This window comes from Methylorubrum thiocyanatum, assembly GCA_014138645.1.
In the GTDB taxonomy this organism is placed as follows: Bacteria; Pseudomonadota; Alphaproteobacteria; order Rhizobiales; family Beijerinckiaceae; genus Methylobacterium; species Methylobacterium thiocyanatum.
This window is the reverse complement of record JACJIB010000005.1, coordinates 180,810-198,111: the sequence shown is the minus strand read 5'-3', so window position 1 is coordinate 198,111 and position 17,302 is coordinate 180,810. Positions and strand designations below refer to the sequence as shown.

Here is a 17,302-nt window from a genome sequence, read left to right as displayed (position 1 = left end):
GGGTCGGAGCGAAGGGGTCGGGTCTTCTTCCGCGAAACCGCAGAAACCATGCCAAGCCCTCCTGAGCCGTCCGGCCGGCGGACCGATCAGGCCGAGCCCTTCACGCCCTCGACGAGGTAGTTGGTCTTCTCGAGCGCGGCCGCGTTCTCGGCCAACGCCGTGCCGGCCCCGGCGATCTCGTTGCCCTTGTTGTCCTTGAGCGGCCCCTTGATGATGGCGAAGCCGCCCTTCATCATCTCGGCCTTGACGGCGTCGGCCTGCTTACGGGCTTCCTCGGAGACCGCGGGGCCGTAGGGGCTCATCTTCACGAAGCCGTCCGGCAGGCCGCCGCGCACGAAGTTCGGCGGCGCCTTGCCCGCCTGCATGTCGGCGACGAAGCCCTTGTAGATCGAGGCCCAGTTCCACTCCGCGCCGGTGAGGTACTTGTCCTTGGCCAGAGCCGACTGGTCGGCGTGGTAGCCGCAGACGAAGGCCCCGCGCCGCGCGGCGGTCTCGACCACGACCTTAGGGCTGTCGACGTGGCAGGTGATCACGTCGGCGCCGCCGTCGATCAGCGCGTTGGTCGCCTCCGCCTCTTTGACGGCCAGCGACCACTCGCCGGTGAAGATCACCTGAACCGTGATCGACGGATCGACGCTGCGCGCACCGAGCAGGAAGCCGTTGATGTTGTTGAGAACCTGAGGGATCGGCTTGGCGGCGACGAACCCGAGCCGCTTCGACTTCGAGGCGTGGGCGGCGACGATGCCGTTCAGGTACTGCCCCTGGGCGATGTAGCCGAAATACGAACCGGCGTTCTTCGGGTTCGCCTCGGTCCAGAGGCCGCCGCAATGGCGGAACTGCACCTTCGGGTTCTTCTTGGCCTCGATGAGGACGTGCGGATCGAAGTAGCCGAAGGAGGTCGGGAAGACGAGGGTCGCACCGTCCAGGTTGATCATGCTCTCCATGGTCTTCTGGACGTCGGTGGTCTCGCGGACGTTCTCCTCCTCGACCACCTGAACGCCGGGGATCGCCTTGAGGGCGGCGGCGCCTTGAGCATGGGCTTGGTTGTAGCCGTAATCGTCCTTCGGCCCGACATAGATGAAGCCGACGGTGAGCGGGCCGGCGGCCCGGGCGCGGCCGAAGGGCAGCGCACCGAGCGAGAGGGCGGCCGCACCGCCGAGCAGATGTCTGCGGGAGAAAGAATGGGCTGACACGAGGCGAAATCCGTCTTTCCGGGCCGGCGGCACAAGCTTGGCAAGCATTGACCCTGTTCCGGACGGAGAAAAGAGCAAAGTTTCAGCACCAGAATTGCCTGCGGCCGGCAGGGAAAATTAGAACCTTGCCGACGAGGCGCCTAAAATACCATCCGCATATGCATGCTTTCGCGCCACTCCTCCCCGGAGGCCCCGATCCTCAGCGGCTCGGAGCGAAGACGCGGCCGAGGGCCGCCGGTGCCAGCGAGCCGCCCCGGCGCCGGCCGAGCGACAGCAGGACGAGGGCCAGGATGGTGGCGAGGTAGGGCACCGCCGAGAGCAGCTGGCCCGGCAGGCCGAGACCCGCGGCCTGGGCGTGGAGCTGGAGCACGGTCGCCCCGCCGAAGAGCAGTGCCCCCGCGGCCACCCGGAGCGGCTGCCAGGAGGCGAAGACCACGAGCGCGAGCGCGATCCAGCCGCGTCCGGCGGTCATCGCCGGTGCCCAGAACGGCGTGTAGGCCAGCGACAGGTATGCCCCGGCCAGCCCCGCGCAGGCGCCGCCGAACAGCACGGCGAGGAAGCGGACCTTGCGCACCTTGAGCCCGAGGGCGTGGGTCGCGGTGTGATCGTCGCCGATGGCGCGCAGGGTCAATCCGGCGCGGGTGCGCCAGAGGAACCACCACACCCCCGCGACGAGGAGGAGGGCCGCGTAGACGAAGGCGTCGTGTCCGAACAGCAGCCGGCCGATCCCGGGCAGGTCGGTGAGGCCGGGCAGGTGAAGATGGGGGGCGGGATCGCGCTTCATCCCGACATAGCCGGCGCCGACGAGGCCGGAGAGCCCCAGCCCGAGGATCGTCAGCGCCAGTCCCGAGGCGACTTGGTTCGCCGCCAGACCCACCGTGAGGATGCCGAACAAGGCGGCGAGCAGCAGACCCGCGCCGGCCCCGCCGAGGGCGCCGAGCGCGGTCGATCCGGTCTGGGAGGCGACGGCGAAGCCGGCGGCCGCGCCGAGCACCATCATGCCCTCGACGCCGAGATTCAGCACGCCGGCGCGCTCCACGACGAGTTCGCCGATACCGGCCAGGATCAGCGGGGTGGCCGCCGTCAGCACCGTGACGAGCACCATCTGGACGATGTCGAGGGTCATGGCGTCACCCTTGTCCGACCCTTGCGCCCGCGCCGCCCGGTACGATCCGGACGTGGTAGCGCGTGAGCACGTCGGCCCCGAGCACGAGGCCGAGCAGCAGCCCCTGGAAGGCGCGGGTCAGGTCGAGCGGCAGCTTCAAGTCGATCTGAGCCCCCTCGCCGCCGATCGTCGTCAGGGCGATGACGAGGGCCGCCACCAGGATGCCGGGCGGGCTGAGGCGCCCGAGGAAGGCGACGATGATCGCGGTGAAGCCGTAGCCCGGCGAGATCTCCGGCTGGAGCTGGCCGATCCGTCCGCCCACCTCGCAGATGCCGGCCAAGCCCGCCGCGCCGCCGGAGATCGCGAAGACCGAGAGCGTCAGGCGCGCATCCGAGAAGCCGGCGAAGCGCGCCGCCCGCGGGCTCGCGCCGACGGCGCGCACCTCGAAGCCGAACAGGGTCCGCGCCAGGACCAGAGCCGCCAGCACGATGGCCAGAAGCCCGATCAGCACGCCCGCATGGAGCGACTCGCCCTCCATCAGCAGGGGCAGCCGGGCGGCGTCCTCGAAGCTGACGCTCTGGGGGAAGTTGTAGCCCTGCGGATCGCGCAAGGGGCCGCGCACCATGTAGTCGAGCAGCAATTGCGCGACGTAGACGAGCATCAGGCTGGTCAGGATCTCCGAGACCCCGAGCCTGACCCGCAGCAGCGCCGGGATCATCGCGTAGGCGATGCCGGCGAGCGTGCCGGCGAGCAGCATCGCGGGCAGGATCCAGACGGTGGGCCCCTGGAAACCGTGGGCGGCGACGGCGACCCAGCCGCCGGCGAGGCCGCCGGCCACGTACTGGCCCTCCGCGCCGATGTTCCACAGGTTGGCGCGGTAGCAGAAGGCGAGCCCGGTCGCGATCAGGGCGAGCGGCGCGGCCTTGAGTGCGACCTCCTGCAGCGACCAGACCTCGCTCAAGGGCGCGACGAAGTAGGTGACGAAGGCCTGTTCCGGCGGGACGCCGAGGGCCGCCACCGCGATCCCGCCGAGCAGGACCGCGGCGAGGAAGGCGAGCGCGGGCGCGAGCAGGTCGAGCCAGGGCGACCGGTGCGCGCGGGGGAGGAGATCAAGGCGCATCGCGCATCCCGTTCATTCCTGGCTGACGTCTCACGCTCGCGGGGCGGATCAGGGCGGGTTCAGGACACGGGCGCAACGACACGGGCCGCAGGCGCCACCGGCGTCTCGCCGGTCGGCGGTTCCGGCTCGCCCGCCCCGCCCATCAGCAGTCCCAGGGCCGCGCGGCTGGTCGCAGCGGTCCGGACCGGCTGCGAGAGCGCGCCGGCATGCAGGACAGCGATGGAATCCGCGATCTCGAACAGCTCGTCGAGATCCTGGCTGATCACGACCACCGCGGCACCGCGGCCGGCCAGATCGAGCACCGCCTGCCGGATATGGGCGGCGGCGGCGGCGTCGACGCCCCAGGTCGGCTGGTTGATGACGAGGATGCCCGGCTCGGCCAGGATCTCGCGCCCGACCACGAATTTCTGCAGGTTGCCGCCTGAGAGCGTGCCGGCCGCCGGGTCCGGGCCGGCGCCGCGGACGTCGAAGGCGTCGATCACCCGCCGGGCGAGCGCCCGCGCCGCCCCGAGCCGCAGCAGGCCCAGCCGCGTGAGCGGCGCGGTGGCGTGGCGGGAGAGCAGCGCGTTCTCCGACAGGGTCATGGACGGGACGGCGGCGTGGCCGTTGCGCTCCTCGGGCACGAAGGCGGCTCCGAGCCGGCGCCGGGCATTGATGCCGAGATGGCCCGCCGCCCGGCCGTCGAGGCGCAGTGCCCCGGCCGCCGGGGCCCGGCTCTCGCCCGACAGGGCGTCGAACAGCTCCGCCTGCCCGTTGCCGGCGATCCCGGCGATGCCGAGGATCTCCCCGCCCGCGACGGAGAGCACGATGTCCCGCAGCGGCGTCCCGTGCAGGCCGGGCGCGGGCAGCGACAGGCCGTCGAGCACGAGGCGCTCGGCGCAGGTCCCGCGGGCCGCCTTCGGCCGGACCTCGCTCACCCCCGTGCCGACCATCATCGCCGCGAGCGAGCGGGCGGTCTCCGCCTGCGGATTGCAGGTGCCGACGACCCGGCCGCCCCGCAGGATCGTGGCCCGGGTGCAGAGGCGGCGCACCTCGTCGAGCCGGTGGGAGATGTAGAGCAGGGCGCGGCCCTCGCTGCGCAGGCGCTCCAGCACCGAGAACAGCACCTCCGCCTCCCCCGGCGTCAGCACCGAGGTCGGCTCGTCGAGGATCACGAGTTTCGGGTTCTGGAGCAGGCAGCGCACGATCTCGATGCGCTGACGCTCGCCCGCCGAGAGCGACCAGACCGGCCGCGCGGGATCGAGATGCAGGCCGTAATCCTTGCCCAGCCGGGCGATCCGCTCCGCCAGCGCCCGGCCCGTCAGCGCCGCGGGCATGACGAGGGCGATGTTCTCGGCGACCGTCAGGTTCTCGCACAGCGAGAAGTGCTGGAACACCATGCCGATGCCGAGCGCCCGCGCGGCCTCGGGGTTGGCCAGCCGCACGATGTCGCCCTGATGCGTGACGACGCCCTCCGTCGGCTCCAGGAGGCCGTAGAGGATCTTCATCAGGGTCGATTTGCCGGCGCCGTTCTCGCCCAGCAGGGCGTGGATCTCGCCGGCGCGGATCTCCAGATCGACCCCGTCATTGGCGGTGAAGGCGCCGAAGCGCTTGACGATGCCGTAGGCTCCGAAGAGCGGGGTCGGACCCTCCCGGGGAGCCGGCACAGCGGATGCGGCCCCCATCACGCCGTTCCGAATAGGTGGCGCGCGAGCCGCGAATGCTCCTCGCGCAGGCGCCCGGTCTCGATGCCGAGCGGCTCCCCGTCGATCACCCGCCATGCGCCCGCGACCATCACCCGGTCCGCCCGGTGCGCGCCGCACAGCACCAAAGCCGCGAGCGGATCGTGGGCACCGGAGAAGCGCAGTTCGTCGAGGGTGAACAGCGCCAGATCCGCCTCGCGGCCGGGCGCGATCCGGCCGATATCGTCGCGCCCGAGGCAGGCGGCCGAGCCTTCTGTGGCCCAGCGCAGGGCGTCGAGATGGGTTACCGCCTCGGCGCCGTAGGTCAGGCGGTTGATCATCAGGGCGTGGCGCACGCCCTCCATCAGGTTCGAGCTGTCGCTCGACGCCGAGCCGTCGACGCCGAGGCCGACGGGAGAGCCCGCCGCCTCCAGTTCGCAGGTCCGGCACTGGCCGGAGGCCAGCACCATGTTCGAGGCCGGGCAGTGGCACACGCCGACGCCCGCCGCACCCAGGCGCCGCACCTCGTCGTCGTTGAAGTGGATGCCGTGGGCGAGCCAGGCCCGCCGCGTCATCCAGCCGACCTCTTCGAGATAGTCCACCGGGCGCTGCCCGAACGCCTCCAGGCAATAGGCGTTCTCGTCGAGCGTCTCGCCGAGATGGGTGTGCAGGCGGCAATCGAAGCGCTCGGCCAGCCCCGCGCTCTCGCGCATCAGCCGCTTGGTGACGGCAAAGGGCGAGCAGGGGGCGAGCCCGATCTGCACCATCGCCCCGGGCGCGGGATCGTGGAACAGCCGCAGCACCCGTTCGCTGTCGGTCAGGATGGCGTCGTCGTCCTGCACCAAAGTCTCGGGCGGCAGGCCGCCGTCCTTCTCCGACAGGCTCATCGAGCCGCGGGTCACGACGGCGCGGATGCCGAGGGAGCGCGCCTCCTCGACCTGGATGTCGACGGCGTTCTCGAGGCCCTTCGGAAACAGGTAGTGGTGGTCGCCCGCCGTGGTGCAGCCGGAGAGCAGCAATTCGGTGTAGGCGAGCCGGGTCGCCAGCCGGAAGGCGTCCGGCGTCAGCCTCGGCCAGATTCCGTAGAGCGCCATCAGCCAGGGGAAGAGCGGCTTGTTGATCGCCGCCGGATGGGCGCGGGTGAGCGTCTGGAAGAAGTGGTGATGCGTGTTGACGAGGCCGGGGATGACGACGTGGCGCGAGGCGTCGAACGTCGCGTCGACCGGGCGCGCGGGCCGGGCGCCCGCGGCCACCACCTCGGCGATGCGGCTGCCCTCCACCACGAGCCCGCCGCCGGCCCCGTCGGCCAGGATCGCCAGCGGATCGCGGAGCCAGAGACGGCGGGGGCGGGCGCTCGATTCCATCATCCGGCTTCGCGTTTCCTGTCGGGGATCAGAAGATGTGGAAGGCGACGCCCGCGAGGAAGCTCTTTTCCTCGGTGCCCTTGAAGGTCGCCGTCTCCTGGTTGCCGAACTTGTTCAGCCAGTACTGGAAACCGATGAAGACATCGACCTTGTTGGGCTGATCGTAGACGAGCTTGCCGAGATCGAGCACGAGGTTGGTGCGCGACAGGAATTCCAGCCCGCGCGGCGGATTGAACGCGAAGGCGGCGGGATTGTTGCTGATGCCGCGGCCCTTGGGCAGGACGATGTTGTTGAAGCCCGCCAGCGTCAGCGGCAGACCGGTGAAGGTCAACGGCAGGCTGTAGACGATCTCGAATTCGGGGACCGTGTTGAAGCTCTGGTCGCGGTCGGGCTGCGTGTTGAAGCCGTTGCGGTTCCATTCCTTGTAGGCGTGGACCGACAGGTTCAGGAAGCCGGCCGGCACGTCGAAGGCGAAGTTCAGGCCGCCGACGACGTCGCGCTTCTTCGAGCCGAAGGGGTCGTTCTGCGAATTGGCGTCGAAGCCGAAGGAGAGCGAGACTTCCTTGACGATGCCCGGAAAGGCGAAGGCCTTGGTGCCGGTCAGGGCGTTGAGGCTGAGCGTGCCGCGGTAGAGGCCGTAGGCTTCGGTGTTGCCGTAATCGTAGGTCAGCGGCACGCCGCCGGGCGTGTTGGTCGTGCCGGCCGGGAATTGCGACCCGGATTGCAGGATGTCGAGGGAGAAGAAGTTCGTGCCGTAGGCCCAGGCATCCGCGTGCGAGATGTTGAGGATGTGCTTGGGCGCCTCGCGCGAGCGGAAGCTGCCGTCGGGCCGCTGGATCTGGATGCCGGGCGTGACGGTCGGGAACTGGTAGCGATAGCTGATCTGCGTATCCGCGAAGAGGAAGAACGGCACTTCCTTGGGGACCTCCGCCTCGGGGGCCTTCTTATCCCTGAGATCCGCCGCAGCCGCCGTACCGACCGTAATTAATGACAGCGCAACCGCCGCAAGCCCCCGGACCGACATTCTTGTTCTCCCCAACCTTTCCGTGTGGCCCGATGGCAGCAACGGAGGTGCCAACACAGAGCAGGCGGGGTCCTGCGGCGCATGCACGGCAGCACAAGTCACAAATCCGCAACAGGTTTCGCGTGCTGCCGGGCGCGATCGTCCGTGCAGGGCTCGATCGGACCGCCCCGACGACCGACCGAATTGAGAGGACGCGCCCTCCCCGCGACGGGGCGAGCCACGAAAACGCTTCCGGGCCGCCCGCCTCCTGTTCATCCTGCGCACGGAATGGACGTGATGCCGACAGGACCCCGGAGCGGAAGACATTTGCGAGCACGGCCGTCCGCGTCGGGCGCCGCCGATGCCCTCGAGACCGGGCCGGAGGCATGTCACCGCCGGATCCACAGGCCGGCGCCAGCCTGGCGACACTTCGGGCATCGGCCAGCATGAACGGGCACGATTTTTGAGGGAGCGCCTTCATCATCGCTGCGGCCTGGACGCTCTTCCGGGCTCCGGCCCCTGCGTGCTCGCTCCGAGGTAGCCCATGCCCGCCCCGCAGCCCCTTCTCGACGCCGAACCTGCGCCCCTGCCGTTCGATCCGGCGAGGACGGCCCTCGTCGTCATCGACATGCAGCGCGACTTCCTCGAACCCGGCGGCTTCGGCGAGAGCCTGGGCAACGACGTCTCGCTGCTCGCCGCCGCGGTGCCGCCCGCCCGCGCCCTTCTCGCCGCCGCGCGCGCGGCCGGCCTCCTCGTGGTCCATACCCGCGAGGGACACGCGCCCGATCTCTCCGACGCCCCACAGGCCAAGCTGGAGCGCGGCGCGCCGACGGCGCGCATCGGCGCACCGGGTCCGATGGGCCGCATCCTGATCCGCGGCGAGCCCGGCCACGACATCGTCCCCGAACTCGCCCCCCTCGACGGCGAGCCGGTGATCGACAAGCCGGGCAAGGGTGCCTTCTACGCGACCGGGCTCGCGGCCCTGCTGGAGGCCCGCGCCATCGGGACCCTGATCGTCTGCGGCGTGACGACGGAGGTCTGCGTGCACACCACCGTGCGCGAGGCCAACGACCGCGGCTACCGCTGCGTCGTCGTCGCCGATGCCTGCGGCTCGTACATCCCGGCCTTCCACGAGGCGGGCCTTGCCATGATCAAGGCCCAGGGCGGCATCTTCGGCTGGGTCTCGCAATCCACCGCGGTGATCGCCGCCCTGGGCGAAAGGTAAGGCGCTCCTGAACGGCGGACCGCGCCGCGGGCCGTGGCGCGGCCATTGCACCAGACCGGCCGCGAAGTGCCCGATCCCATGGGGAGCCGATGACCGATCACGCCGCGGACACGCCGATGCCCGATCTCGATGCCTACGCCGCGGCGGCGGCGGCCCTGCTGGGCCTCACCCTCGATCCGGCCTGGACCGGACCGGTCGTCGCCAACCTGCGGGTGCTCCACGCGGCGGCGGCCCTCGTCGGCGGATTCCCGCTGCCCGACACCGCCGAGGCGGCCCCGGTCTACACGGCGTGAGTGCGACGACGGATTGGAGCCTCGCTCCGGCCTCCGAGATCGCCGGGGCGGTGTCGGCGGGGACTGTGGCGGCCCGCGAGGTGGTCGCCGCCGCGCTCGACCGCATCGCCCGCCTCGATCCGGCGGTGAACAGCTTCACCGACCGCTTGGTCGAGCGCGCCACCGCCCGCGCCGCCTCCCTTGATGCCGCGCGGGCGCGGGGTGATGCGCTCGGCCCCCTGGCCGGGGTGCCGTTCGCGGTCAAGAACCTGTTCGACGTCGCCGGGCTTCCGACGCGGGCGGGTTCGCGGATCAACCGCGAGCGGGCGGCGGCCACCCGCGACGCCGCCCTGATCGAGCGGCTGGAGGCGGCGGGCGCCGTCCTGGTCGGGACGCTCGGCATGGGCGAGTACGCCTTCGACTTCACCGGTGAGAACATCCACGACGGCAACACCCGCAACCCGCATGCGCGGGGCCACATGTCCGGCGGCTCATCCGGCGGCTCGGGCGCGGCGGTGGCGGCGGGTCTGGTGCCGATCGCTCTGGCCTCGGACACCAACGGCTCGATCCGCGTGCCCGCCGCCTTCTGCGGCTGCTTCGGGCTCAAGCCCACCTACGGGCGGCTCAGCCGGGCCGGAAGCTTTCCCTTCGTCGGCAGCCTCGACCATCTCGGCCCGATGGCGCGTTCGAGCCGCGATCTCGCCCTCGCCTACGACGCCATGCAGGGGCCCGACCCCGAGGATCCCGCCCTCGCGCCGCGCCCGGCCGAGCCCGCGGCTCCGGACCTCGACCGGGGCGTCGCGGACCTGCGCATCGCCGTGGCCGGAGAGTACTTCGCGCGAGGAGGCGATCCGGAGGCCTTCGCCGCCGTCGCGCACGTCGCCCGCGCGCTCGGCGCGCACCGCAGCGTCGCGATCCCGGAGGTGGCCCGGGCACGGGCGGCGGCCTACCTGATCACCGCGGCCGAGGGCGCCGCCCTGCATCTCGACCGGTTGCGCAGCCGGGCCGGCGACTTCGATCCGGCGGTGCGCGACCGGCTGATCGCCGGGGCGATGCTGCCCGCCCCCTTCGTCGAGCAGGCGCAGCGTTTCCGGCGCTGGTATCGCGACGCCGTGCTGGCGCTGTTCCGCGAGGTCGACGTGATCCTCGCGCCGAGTACGCCGGTCCGGGCTCTGCGCGCCGGCCAAACCACCTTTGTGCTGGACGGCGTCGAACTCCCGGTGCGGCCCAATATCGGCGTGTTCACGCAGCCGATCTCCTTCATCGGCCTGCCTGTCGCCGCGGTGCCGGTCTGGCTCGACGGCGGCCTGCCGCTCGGCGTGCAGGTCATCGCCGCGCCCTGGAACGAGGCGCTCTGCCTGCGGGTGGCGCGGCACCTCGAACGCGAGGGCGCGGTCCGGGCGCCGGTCGCGACCTTGGACGAGACGCGATGGTCATCGACGATCCCGCGGTGAAGGCCGAGGTCGAGCGGGTCTTCGCGACCTACGAGGCGGCGCTCGTGAGCAACGACGTCGCGACGCTCGAACGGCTGTTCCACGACGATCCCCGCACGATCCGCTACGGCGCGGCGGAGAACCTCTACGGCATGGACGCGATCCGCGCCTTCCGCCGGGCGCGGCCGGCGCAGGGCCTCGCCCGCGCGCTTGAGGGCACCGTCATCACCACCTTCGGCCGCGACTGCGCCGTGGCGATGACGCTGTTCCGGCGCGAGGGCGCCCCCGGCCGCGTCGGACGTCAGAGCCAGACTTGGCTGCGCTTCCCCGACGGCTGGAAGGTGGTGGCGGCCCATGTCAGCGTCATCGACGACGCCCCCGACGAGGGCGCGAGCCGCCCCTGACGCGCCCGCCCGGATGGCACGGGCCGGCCGCCGTTTCAGACCGCCCGATCCCTGCCGGCGACAGGCGGCTCGGCCCCTGCCGGGGCGACGTCAATGGGCCTGGGCGACCTCGGCCTGACGGATCGCCGCCTCGCGGGAGGCCGCGCGGTCGCCGAACCCGTTGAAGAACAGGTTCAGTCCCACCGCCGAGATCGCGGCGAGCAGGATGCCCGATTCCAGCAGGGGATGCAGCGCGTGCGGCATCTGCTTGAAGAAGTTCGGCGCGACGAGCGGGATCATGCCGAAGCCGACCGAGACCGCGACGACGAACAGGTTGTTGCGGTTGCGCGCGAAATCGACGCCGCCGAGGATGCGCGTGCCGGTGGCGCCGACCATGCCGAACATCACGAGGCCGGCCCCGCCGAGCACGCATTGCGGCACGGCCTCGACCAGGGCCGCGAGCTTCGGGACGAGCCCGAGGCCGAGCATGATGAAGCCCGCGGCCACCGTCACCCAGCGCGAGCGGACGCCGGTGACGCCGACGAGTCCGATATTCTGCGAGAACGAGGTGTAGGGAAACGTGTTGAAGACGCCGCCGATGACGGTGCCGAGCCCGTCCGCGCGCAGCCCCCGGGTCAGCCGCGTCTCGTCGACCGGGTCGGCGGTGATCTGCGACAGCGCCAGGAACATGCCGGTGGACTCGATCATCACGACGATCATCACGAGGCACAGGGTGACGATCGAGACCGGATCGAAGGTCGGCCAGCCGAAGGCGAAGGGGCGCACGATGTCGAACCAGGGCGCCGCAGCGACGCGGTCGAGCTCCACCAGCCCGGCCAAGCCGGCCAGGACCATGCCGAGCGCGATCCCGATCAGCACCGAGGCCGAGGCGACGAAGCCGGTGGCGTAGCGGGTGATGGCGAGGATCGCGCAGAGCACGAAGGCCGCGATGCCGAGATAGAGGGGCGCACCGTAGTTCGGGTTGCCGACGCCGCCGGCGGCCCAGTTCACGCCGACGCGCATCAGCGAGATGCCGATGACGAGGATGATGGTGCCGGTCACGACCGGCGGGAACAGCGGCAGGAGGCGTCCGATCAGCGGGGCCGCCAGGAGGCCGAACAGACCGGAGGCGATGACGGCGCCGTAGATGCCGGTGAGGCCGATCGCCGGGTTCACCCCCATGGAGAGCATCGGGCCGACGGCCGCGAAGGTCACGCCCATCATCACCGGCATACGGATGCCAATGCCGGGCAGGCCCCAGCTCTGGATCAGCGTGACGATGCCGCAGGCGAACAGATCGGCGCTGACCAGCATGGCGACCTGCTCGGGCGGCAGTTTGAGCGCCCGGCCGATGATGAGCGGGATCGCCACGGCGCCCGCATACATCACGAGCACGTGCTGCAGCCCGAGAAGGCCGAGGGCCGCGCGGGGAACCCGTCCCTCGGGCTCGGGCGGCCGACGCTCGATCTCGGCCGCACCGGCCGGCGGGGAAGACGCCATCGACACCATAGGGGACCTGCTCCGAACGTGCGCGCACGCTCCTCCGCCGGGGGAGGCGCGGGATGCCGGTTGCTGAGCAGGTCACGTGCCAGTCCCGGGCCGACCACCGCCTGATGCGTTCGGATTAAGTGAGGACAGGCCCTCCCCTTCCGACCGAGACAGGCATGGGCGCGGTCCCTGTCATCGAGCAACGACAGCGCCAGCCTCACGCGACCGGGTCGGAGACGGCTAAGAACGCCTAACAGAACAGGCACGGATCGCCTGGGCGTGCGTGGGTTGGGATGGCTCGACCGCTTCTGCCCGCCGATCTCTGGCGTGAGATCGCTCCGCTTCTGCCGACGCCTCAGCCTCGTCCGAAGGGCGGCCGGCCTTCGATCGACAATCGGGCGGCGCTGACCGGCATCCTGTTCGTGCTGCGGTCCGGCCTGCCCTGGGAGATGCTGCCGGCCGAGATGGGCTGCGGCTGCGAGATGAGTTGCTGGCGCCGCCTGCGCGATTGGCAGGCCGCCGGCGTGTGGGCACGGCTGCATCAGGTGCTGCTGAAGCGGATGCACGCGGCCGGCGAGATCGACTGGGGTCGTGCGAGCCGGGACAGTGCCTCTGTCCCGGCCAAGAAGGGGGCCTGCCCCTCGGCCTGTCCCCGAGCGAGGCTCCGTCGATCAGGCGACGGACGTTGACGACGAACCGGTTCGAGCCGAGGCGCGGCTCATCGGCCTTCGGGAGGCGCAGCGGGTCGGGCTGTGGGCCGGGCTGCGGATCCGTGAGATCGGCTGCCCGCACCCGGGCCGCGGCGGGTTCACGGCGCGTGCGGGCGACCCGGTCGCGACAGGACCGGGACCGGATCGGACGCGGGTGAGGAACGGGGCGCAAAGGCGGCCGGATCCACCGCCGCAGCGCAACGGTCGCGCGGGTGACGAAGGCCGCGGAGGCCGACGCCACCGGGGCGACCGCGCGAGGCTCAGTTGGTCTTCGGGTCGGTCACGGTGAAGGCGAGCGTCGCGCCGTAGCTGTCCGCATCGGCGAGCGTCGGCGTCTGCGAGGGGGTGACCCGGTGGCTGACGCCGAGCACCTGCGGACCCGCTCGGCGCAGCGGCACCACCGCCACGCCCTCCGCATCCGTCGTCGCCCGGGCCTGATCCGCCTCGCTCTTGAAGGTCACGCCGTCGGTGGCCACCACGCCCGCCCCGCCGAGCGGACGGCCCTCGAACAGCACCCGCACCCGGATCTGGCCCGCGGCCGCCGACGGCGCCTCCAGCGGGACGATCTCCAGCGGCTGGCCGACGACCTTGTCCCACGGCGCCGTCGGACCGGAGACGGCCTTGGCGAACTTGACCGACCACAGGCTCTTGTCGGCCTGCGGCAGCATCCGCTTGCTGGCGTTGCGGTAGCTGCCGTCGGGCAGGCGCACCCAGTAGCCGTTGTCGTAGGCCGCCGCGAACAGCGCATCGCCCTGATGCGCGGCCCTCAGGGCCGGTGCCGGGCCGGCGTCCAGCTTCGCCTTCAGCACCACCGCGCCGGCGGGCTCGTAGGCGGTCAGGCTCATCAGCTTGCCCGCGCTCGGCAGTTCCGGCTCGTGCGGGTGGCCGTAGAGGATCTGCACGCCGCTGCCCGTGGGATCGAGCCAGAGGTCGTGGGCGCCGGCCGGCGCGGCGAGGGCGAGGAAGGCGGCGAAGAGGGCGGTGCGTCTCATCGTGCGGGTACTCTCGTGGTGAAGCCGTCGGTGATGCCGGAAGGCCGCGTCGGGGGCGGCGACGCCGTCCGATGCCGGGCCCCAGGCCTCTTGATCGGCATCAGATCGCATGGCGTCGGTATGCACAAGCCGCGCCATTTGCATACCGGCCTCGCCGCGCAACCGCGCGCGGCACGATGGGTCATCGGGCACGGACGGCTTCGATCCGAGACCCGCCGCGCTCGGCCGAGCCTCGGGTCGGGCCGTTCATCCGCGGGATCGGGCCTGCCTTCAGGCGGCCTCGTCGCGCGGCTCCTGCATGGAGGCGAGGGGCGCTTCCAGGCGGCAGACGAGGCCCGTCGGCGCGTAGGTGAGCTTGACCTCGCCGCCGACCTCGGCGGCGAAGCTGCGCTCGATCAGGCGCGAGCCGAAGCCGCGGCGCGAGGGCTGGGTCAGGATCGGCGGACCACCCTGCTCCGACCATGTCAGGCAGAAGCGGGGCACGTCGCCCTCGTGGACGACGTGCCAGCGCAGGTCGATACTGCCCGCCTCGTTGGAAAGCGCGCCGTACTTGGCCGCGTTGGTCGCAAGTTCGTGCAGAGCCAGTGCGAGCGAGAGCGCCGCCTTGGCCCCGAGGAGCACGGCCGGTCCGCTCGCCCGGATGCGCGCCGTGGTGGCGCCGCGATGGACGGCCAGCGCCCCCTCCACGACTTCGAGGACGGGCGCCTCGGTCCAGCTCGACCGGGTGAGGATGTCGTGCGCCCGCCCGAGCGAGATCAGCCGCGCGGCAAACGCCTCGCGGGCCGCTTCCGGGTCCAGCGCATTGCGAAACGTCTGGCTGGCGATCGCCTGGACGAGGGCGAGCGTGTTCTTGACCCGGTGCTGCAGTTCGCCCGTGAGCAGGCGCTGATGCTCCTCGGCCCGCTTGCGCTCGCTGATGTCGAGCATGGCCCCGATCATCCGCACGGCCGCACCTTGCCCGTCGCGGATGACGTAGCCCCGGTCGAGGATGTCGGCATAGCGGCCGTCGGCGCGCCGGAAACGGTACTCGTCGCTCCAGGCGGTGCCGGTCCCGTCGATGACCGCGTGGATCGAAGCATCGATCCGCCCCCGGTCATCGGGATGGATATGGGCGATCCACCAGTCGCCGGTCGGCTCGACCGATTCCGGCGCGTAGCCGTAGGCGGCCGTGAGCGCCTCGTTCCACAGGACGTGGTTCGTCGCGAGGTTCCAGTCCCAGATCGCGTCGTTGGTGGCCCGCGCCGCGAGGCGGTAGCGCTCCTCGGTCTCGCGCAGGATCTGCTCGGCGCGCCGGCTCTGCGTGACGTCGCGCGCGGTGCCGATGAAGCGCACGGCGCGGCCGCCGGCGACGAAGGCCTGTCCCTTCGCGGCCACCCAGCGCTCGACGCCGTCCGCCAGCCCGACGGTGCGGTAGGCGATGTCGTAGGTGCCGCTGCCGGCCGGGTCGAGCGCGGCCTTGACCGCCGCATCGACCCAGGTCCGGTCGTCCGGGTGGAGACCGGCCAGGAACACATCGTAGCTGACCGGCGCCTCCGGCGGCAGGCCGAACAGGGCACGGGTTCGGACATCCCATTCGAGCCTGTCAGTGACGAGGTCGTAGTCGAAGATGCCGGTGCCCGTCGCCTCGACGGCCAGATGCAACTGCTCCCGCGCCTTGCGCAGATCCTCCTCGGCCTGACGCCGGTCGTGGATGTCGCTGTTGCTGCCGAGCCAGCCGACCACCGTGCCGCTCGCGTCCTTCAGCGGCTCGGCGCGGATCAGGAACCAGCGGTAGCGCCCGTCGTGGCGGCGCAGGCGCGCCTCGGTGTCGTAGACGATCTCGTGGACCCGCGCCGTCTCCCAGGCCACGAGCAGGCCGGGCAGGTCGTCCGGATGGATCACCTCGCCCCATCCAAGGGGCAGTGCCTGTTCCGGGGTCTGGCCGGTATAGGCGTACCAGCGGTCGTTCAGGTAGCTGAGGCTGCCGTCCGGATTGCCGAACCAGATGATGGCGGGCGCCAGTTCGGTGAGCGCCTCGAAGCGCTCCTCGGCCACCTTGCGCTCGTGGATGTCGAGGGTGGTGCCGATCCAGCTCGTGAGCCGACCCGCCTCGTCGCGCACGGGCCGGGCCCGCGATAGGAACCAGCGGTACTGCCCGTCGCCGCGGCGAAGCGGGAACTCGACCTCGTAGGCGCCCAGGCTCCGTGCCGCCGCGAGCCACGTGTCGCGGACGCGCTCGCGGTGGTCGGGATGGATCACCCCCATCCAGCTCGCCTCGCCGGTCTCGCCGGCGGGCAGGCCCGTATAGTCGTACCAATAGGCGTTGCAGTAGGTGATGTTGCCGGCCTCGTCGCCGAACCAGACCACCTGCGGACTGACCTCGACCAGGGAGCGGTAGCGCATCTCGCTCTCCCGCAGGGCCGCCTCGGACGCGCGCGACGCCGTGCGGTCGCGCAGGATCTTGAGGTAGCCCATCAGCGCGCCGTCTTCGGCGGTCAGCGGCATCATCTCGCCCGACGCCCAGAAGCGGGTTCCGTCCCGGCGCAGGTGCCAGCGCTCGTTCGGGGCGCTGCCATTCTCCCGGGCCAGACGCATCTCGACCTCGGGCCGGCCGCCGGCCCGATCCTCCGGCGTGAAGAAGGCGTCGATCGCCCGCCCCAGCATCTCGGCCTCGCTCCAGCCGAGGATACGCTCGGCGCCTGCGTTCCAGCGGGTGACGCGGCCCTGGGGATCGGTCGCCACGATCGCGTAATCGGTGGCGCTGTCGAGGATGCGCTCGTGCAGCAGGCGCTGCTCCGCCTGCTCCCGAACGGCGCGCCGCAATTCCATCTGCGCCATGGCCTGGCGGGCGAGCCGCGCCAGGCCGCGGCGCTGCCGCTCCGAGAGCTGGCGCGCGCGGGTGTCGAGAACGCAGACGGTCCCGATCGCCTGCCCCTCGGCGGTCCTCAGCAGGGCGCCGGCATAGAAGCGCAGGCCGGCGGCGCCGTGGACGAGGGGATTGCCGGCAAACCGCGGGTCGCTCGCGGCATCAGGCACGTAGAGGAAGTCGTCGTGCAGGAGGGCCTGCCGGCAGAAGGAGGTCTCCAGCGGCGTCTCGCGCACGCCGAGGCCGACCTCCGCCTTGAAGAACTGCCGCCCGTCGCCGACGAGGTTGACGACCGCGATCGGCGTCTCGCACAGCTCGGCGGCGGCCTCCGCGATCTCGTCGAAGTCCTGCTCGCGCGGCGTATCGAGCAACCCGTAGCGGTCCAAGGCGCGCAGGCGCGCCGCCTCTCGCTCGCTCGTCGTGGCGGGGTTCATTGTTCAGACAGGCTTGGGAGAACCAGAATGTTCCACCATGGCGATAGGGCAGAGGCGAAAGTGAGGCCGGTCGG

Annotated in this window: 13 protein-coding genes and 1 pseudogene; 5 read left to right on the top strand and 9 right to left on the bottom strand. The window is 71.5% G+C overall.

What is annotated here, in order from left to right; translation table 11 throughout:
• Positions 1-86 precede the first annotated feature (86 nt).
• The 6 genes from HNR51_RS15285 to HNR51_RS15260 form a co-directional block, all read right to left on the bottom strand.
• Positions 87-1,241: a BMP family ABC transporter substrate-binding protein gene (locus HNR51_RS15285; protein WP_012453040.1), complete on the bottom strand. Its 1,155-nt coding sequence runs from the start codon at positions 1,239-1,241 to the stop codon at positions 87-89.
• Between the two features lie 151 nt (positions 1,242-1,392).
• Positions 1,393-2,319 (bottom strand): ABC transporter permease, encoded by a 927-nt coding sequence (locus tag HNR51_RS15280; protein ID WP_012453041.1) that lies wholly within the window; start codon positions 2,317-2,319, stop codon positions 1,393-1,395.
• A 4-nt stretch (positions 2,320-2,323) separates the two neighbouring features.
• Positions 2,324-3,418 carry an ABC transporter permease gene (locus tag HNR51_RS15275; protein ID WP_182555487.1) on the bottom strand — a complete coding sequence of 365 codons (1,095 nt, stop codon included), beginning with the start codon at positions 3,416-3,418 and terminating at the stop codon, positions 2,324-2,326.
• A gap of 59 nt (positions 3,419-3,477) precedes the next feature.
• Positions 3,478-5,082 (bottom strand): ABC transporter ATP-binding protein, encoded by a 1,605-nt coding sequence (locus tag HNR51_RS15270; protein WP_182555486.1) that lies wholly within the window; start codon positions 5,080-5,082, stop codon positions 3,478-3,480.
• Positions 5,082-6,446 (bottom strand): 8-oxoguanine deaminase, encoded by a 1,365-nt coding sequence (locus tag HNR51_RS15265; RefSeq protein ID WP_182555485.1) that lies wholly within the window; start codon positions 6,444-6,446, stop codon positions 5,082-5,084. Before HNR51_RS15265 ends, HNR51_RS15270 begins: the two co-directional genes overlap by 1 nt.
• A 25-nt stretch (positions 6,447-6,471) precedes the next feature.
• Positions 6,472-7,467 carry a hypothetical protein gene (locus HNR51_RS15260; RefSeq protein WP_182555484.1) on the bottom strand — a complete coding sequence of 332 codons (996 nt, stop codon included), beginning with the start codon at positions 7,465-7,467 and terminating at the stop codon, positions 6,472-6,474.
• A gap of 523 nt (positions 7,468-7,990) precedes the next feature.
• Between HNR51_RS15260 and HNR51_RS15255 the strand changes: the two genes are divergently transcribed.
• From HNR51_RS15255 to hpxZ, 4 genes are all read left to right on the top strand, one after another.
• Positions 7,991-8,671 carry a cysteine hydrolase family protein gene (locus HNR51_RS15255; RefSeq protein ID WP_182555483.1) on the top strand — a complete coding sequence of 227 codons (681 nt, stop codon included), beginning with the start codon at positions 7,991-7,993 and terminating at the stop codon, positions 8,669-8,671.
• A gap of 89 nt (positions 8,672-8,760) precedes the next feature.
• On the top strand, positions 8,761-8,964 hold the full coding sequence (locus HNR51_RS15250; protein WP_012453047.1) for a DUF4089 domain-containing protein: 204 nt from the start codon (positions 8,761-8,763) through the stop codon (positions 8,962-8,964).
• On the top strand, positions 8,961-10,397 hold the full coding sequence (locus HNR51_RS15245) for an AtzE family amidohydrolase (RefSeq protein WP_182555482.1): 1,437 nt from the start codon (positions 8,961-8,963) through the stop codon (positions 10,395-10,397). The genes HNR51_RS15250 and HNR51_RS15245 overlap by 4 nt, the downstream gene beginning before the upstream one ends.
• Positions 10,373-10,780: an oxalurate catabolism protein HpxZ gene (hpxZ, locus tag HNR51_RS15240; RefSeq protein ID WP_182555481.1), complete on the top strand. Its 408-nt coding sequence runs from the start codon at positions 10,373-10,375 to the stop codon at positions 10,778-10,780. The genes HNR51_RS15245 and hpxZ overlap by 25 nt, the downstream gene beginning before the upstream one ends.
• Positions 10,781-10,870: 90 nt before the next feature.
• On the opposite strand, the gene HNR51_RS15235 is transcribed toward hpxZ, so the two are convergent.
• On the bottom strand, positions 10,871-12,268 hold the full coding sequence (locus HNR51_RS15235) for a nucleobase:cation symporter-2 family protein (protein WP_012453050.1): 1,398 nt from the start codon (positions 12,266-12,268) through the stop codon (positions 10,871-10,873).
• A 272-nt stretch (positions 12,269-12,540) separates the two neighbouring features.
• Between HNR51_RS15235 and HNR51_RS15230 the strand changes: the two are divergent.
• Positions 12,541-12,885 (top strand): annotated as a pseudogene (locus tag HNR51_RS15230) (transposase); the annotation flags it as partial.
• Between the two features lie 332 nt (positions 12,886-13,217).
• On the opposite strand, the gene HNR51_RS15225 reads toward HNR51_RS15230, so the two are convergent.
• Positions 13,218-13,949: a DUF4198 domain-containing protein gene (locus tag HNR51_RS15225; protein ID WP_182555480.1), complete on the bottom strand. Its 732-nt coding sequence runs from the start codon at positions 13,947-13,949 to the stop codon at positions 13,218-13,220.
• Positions 13,950-14,219: 270 nt separating this feature from the next.
• On the bottom strand, positions 14,220-17,228 hold the full coding sequence (locus HNR51_RS15220) for a PAS domain S-box protein (RefSeq protein WP_182555479.1): 3,009 nt from the start codon (positions 17,226-17,228) through the stop codon (positions 14,220-14,222).
• Between the last annotated feature and the right edge of the window lie 74 nt (positions 17,229-17,302).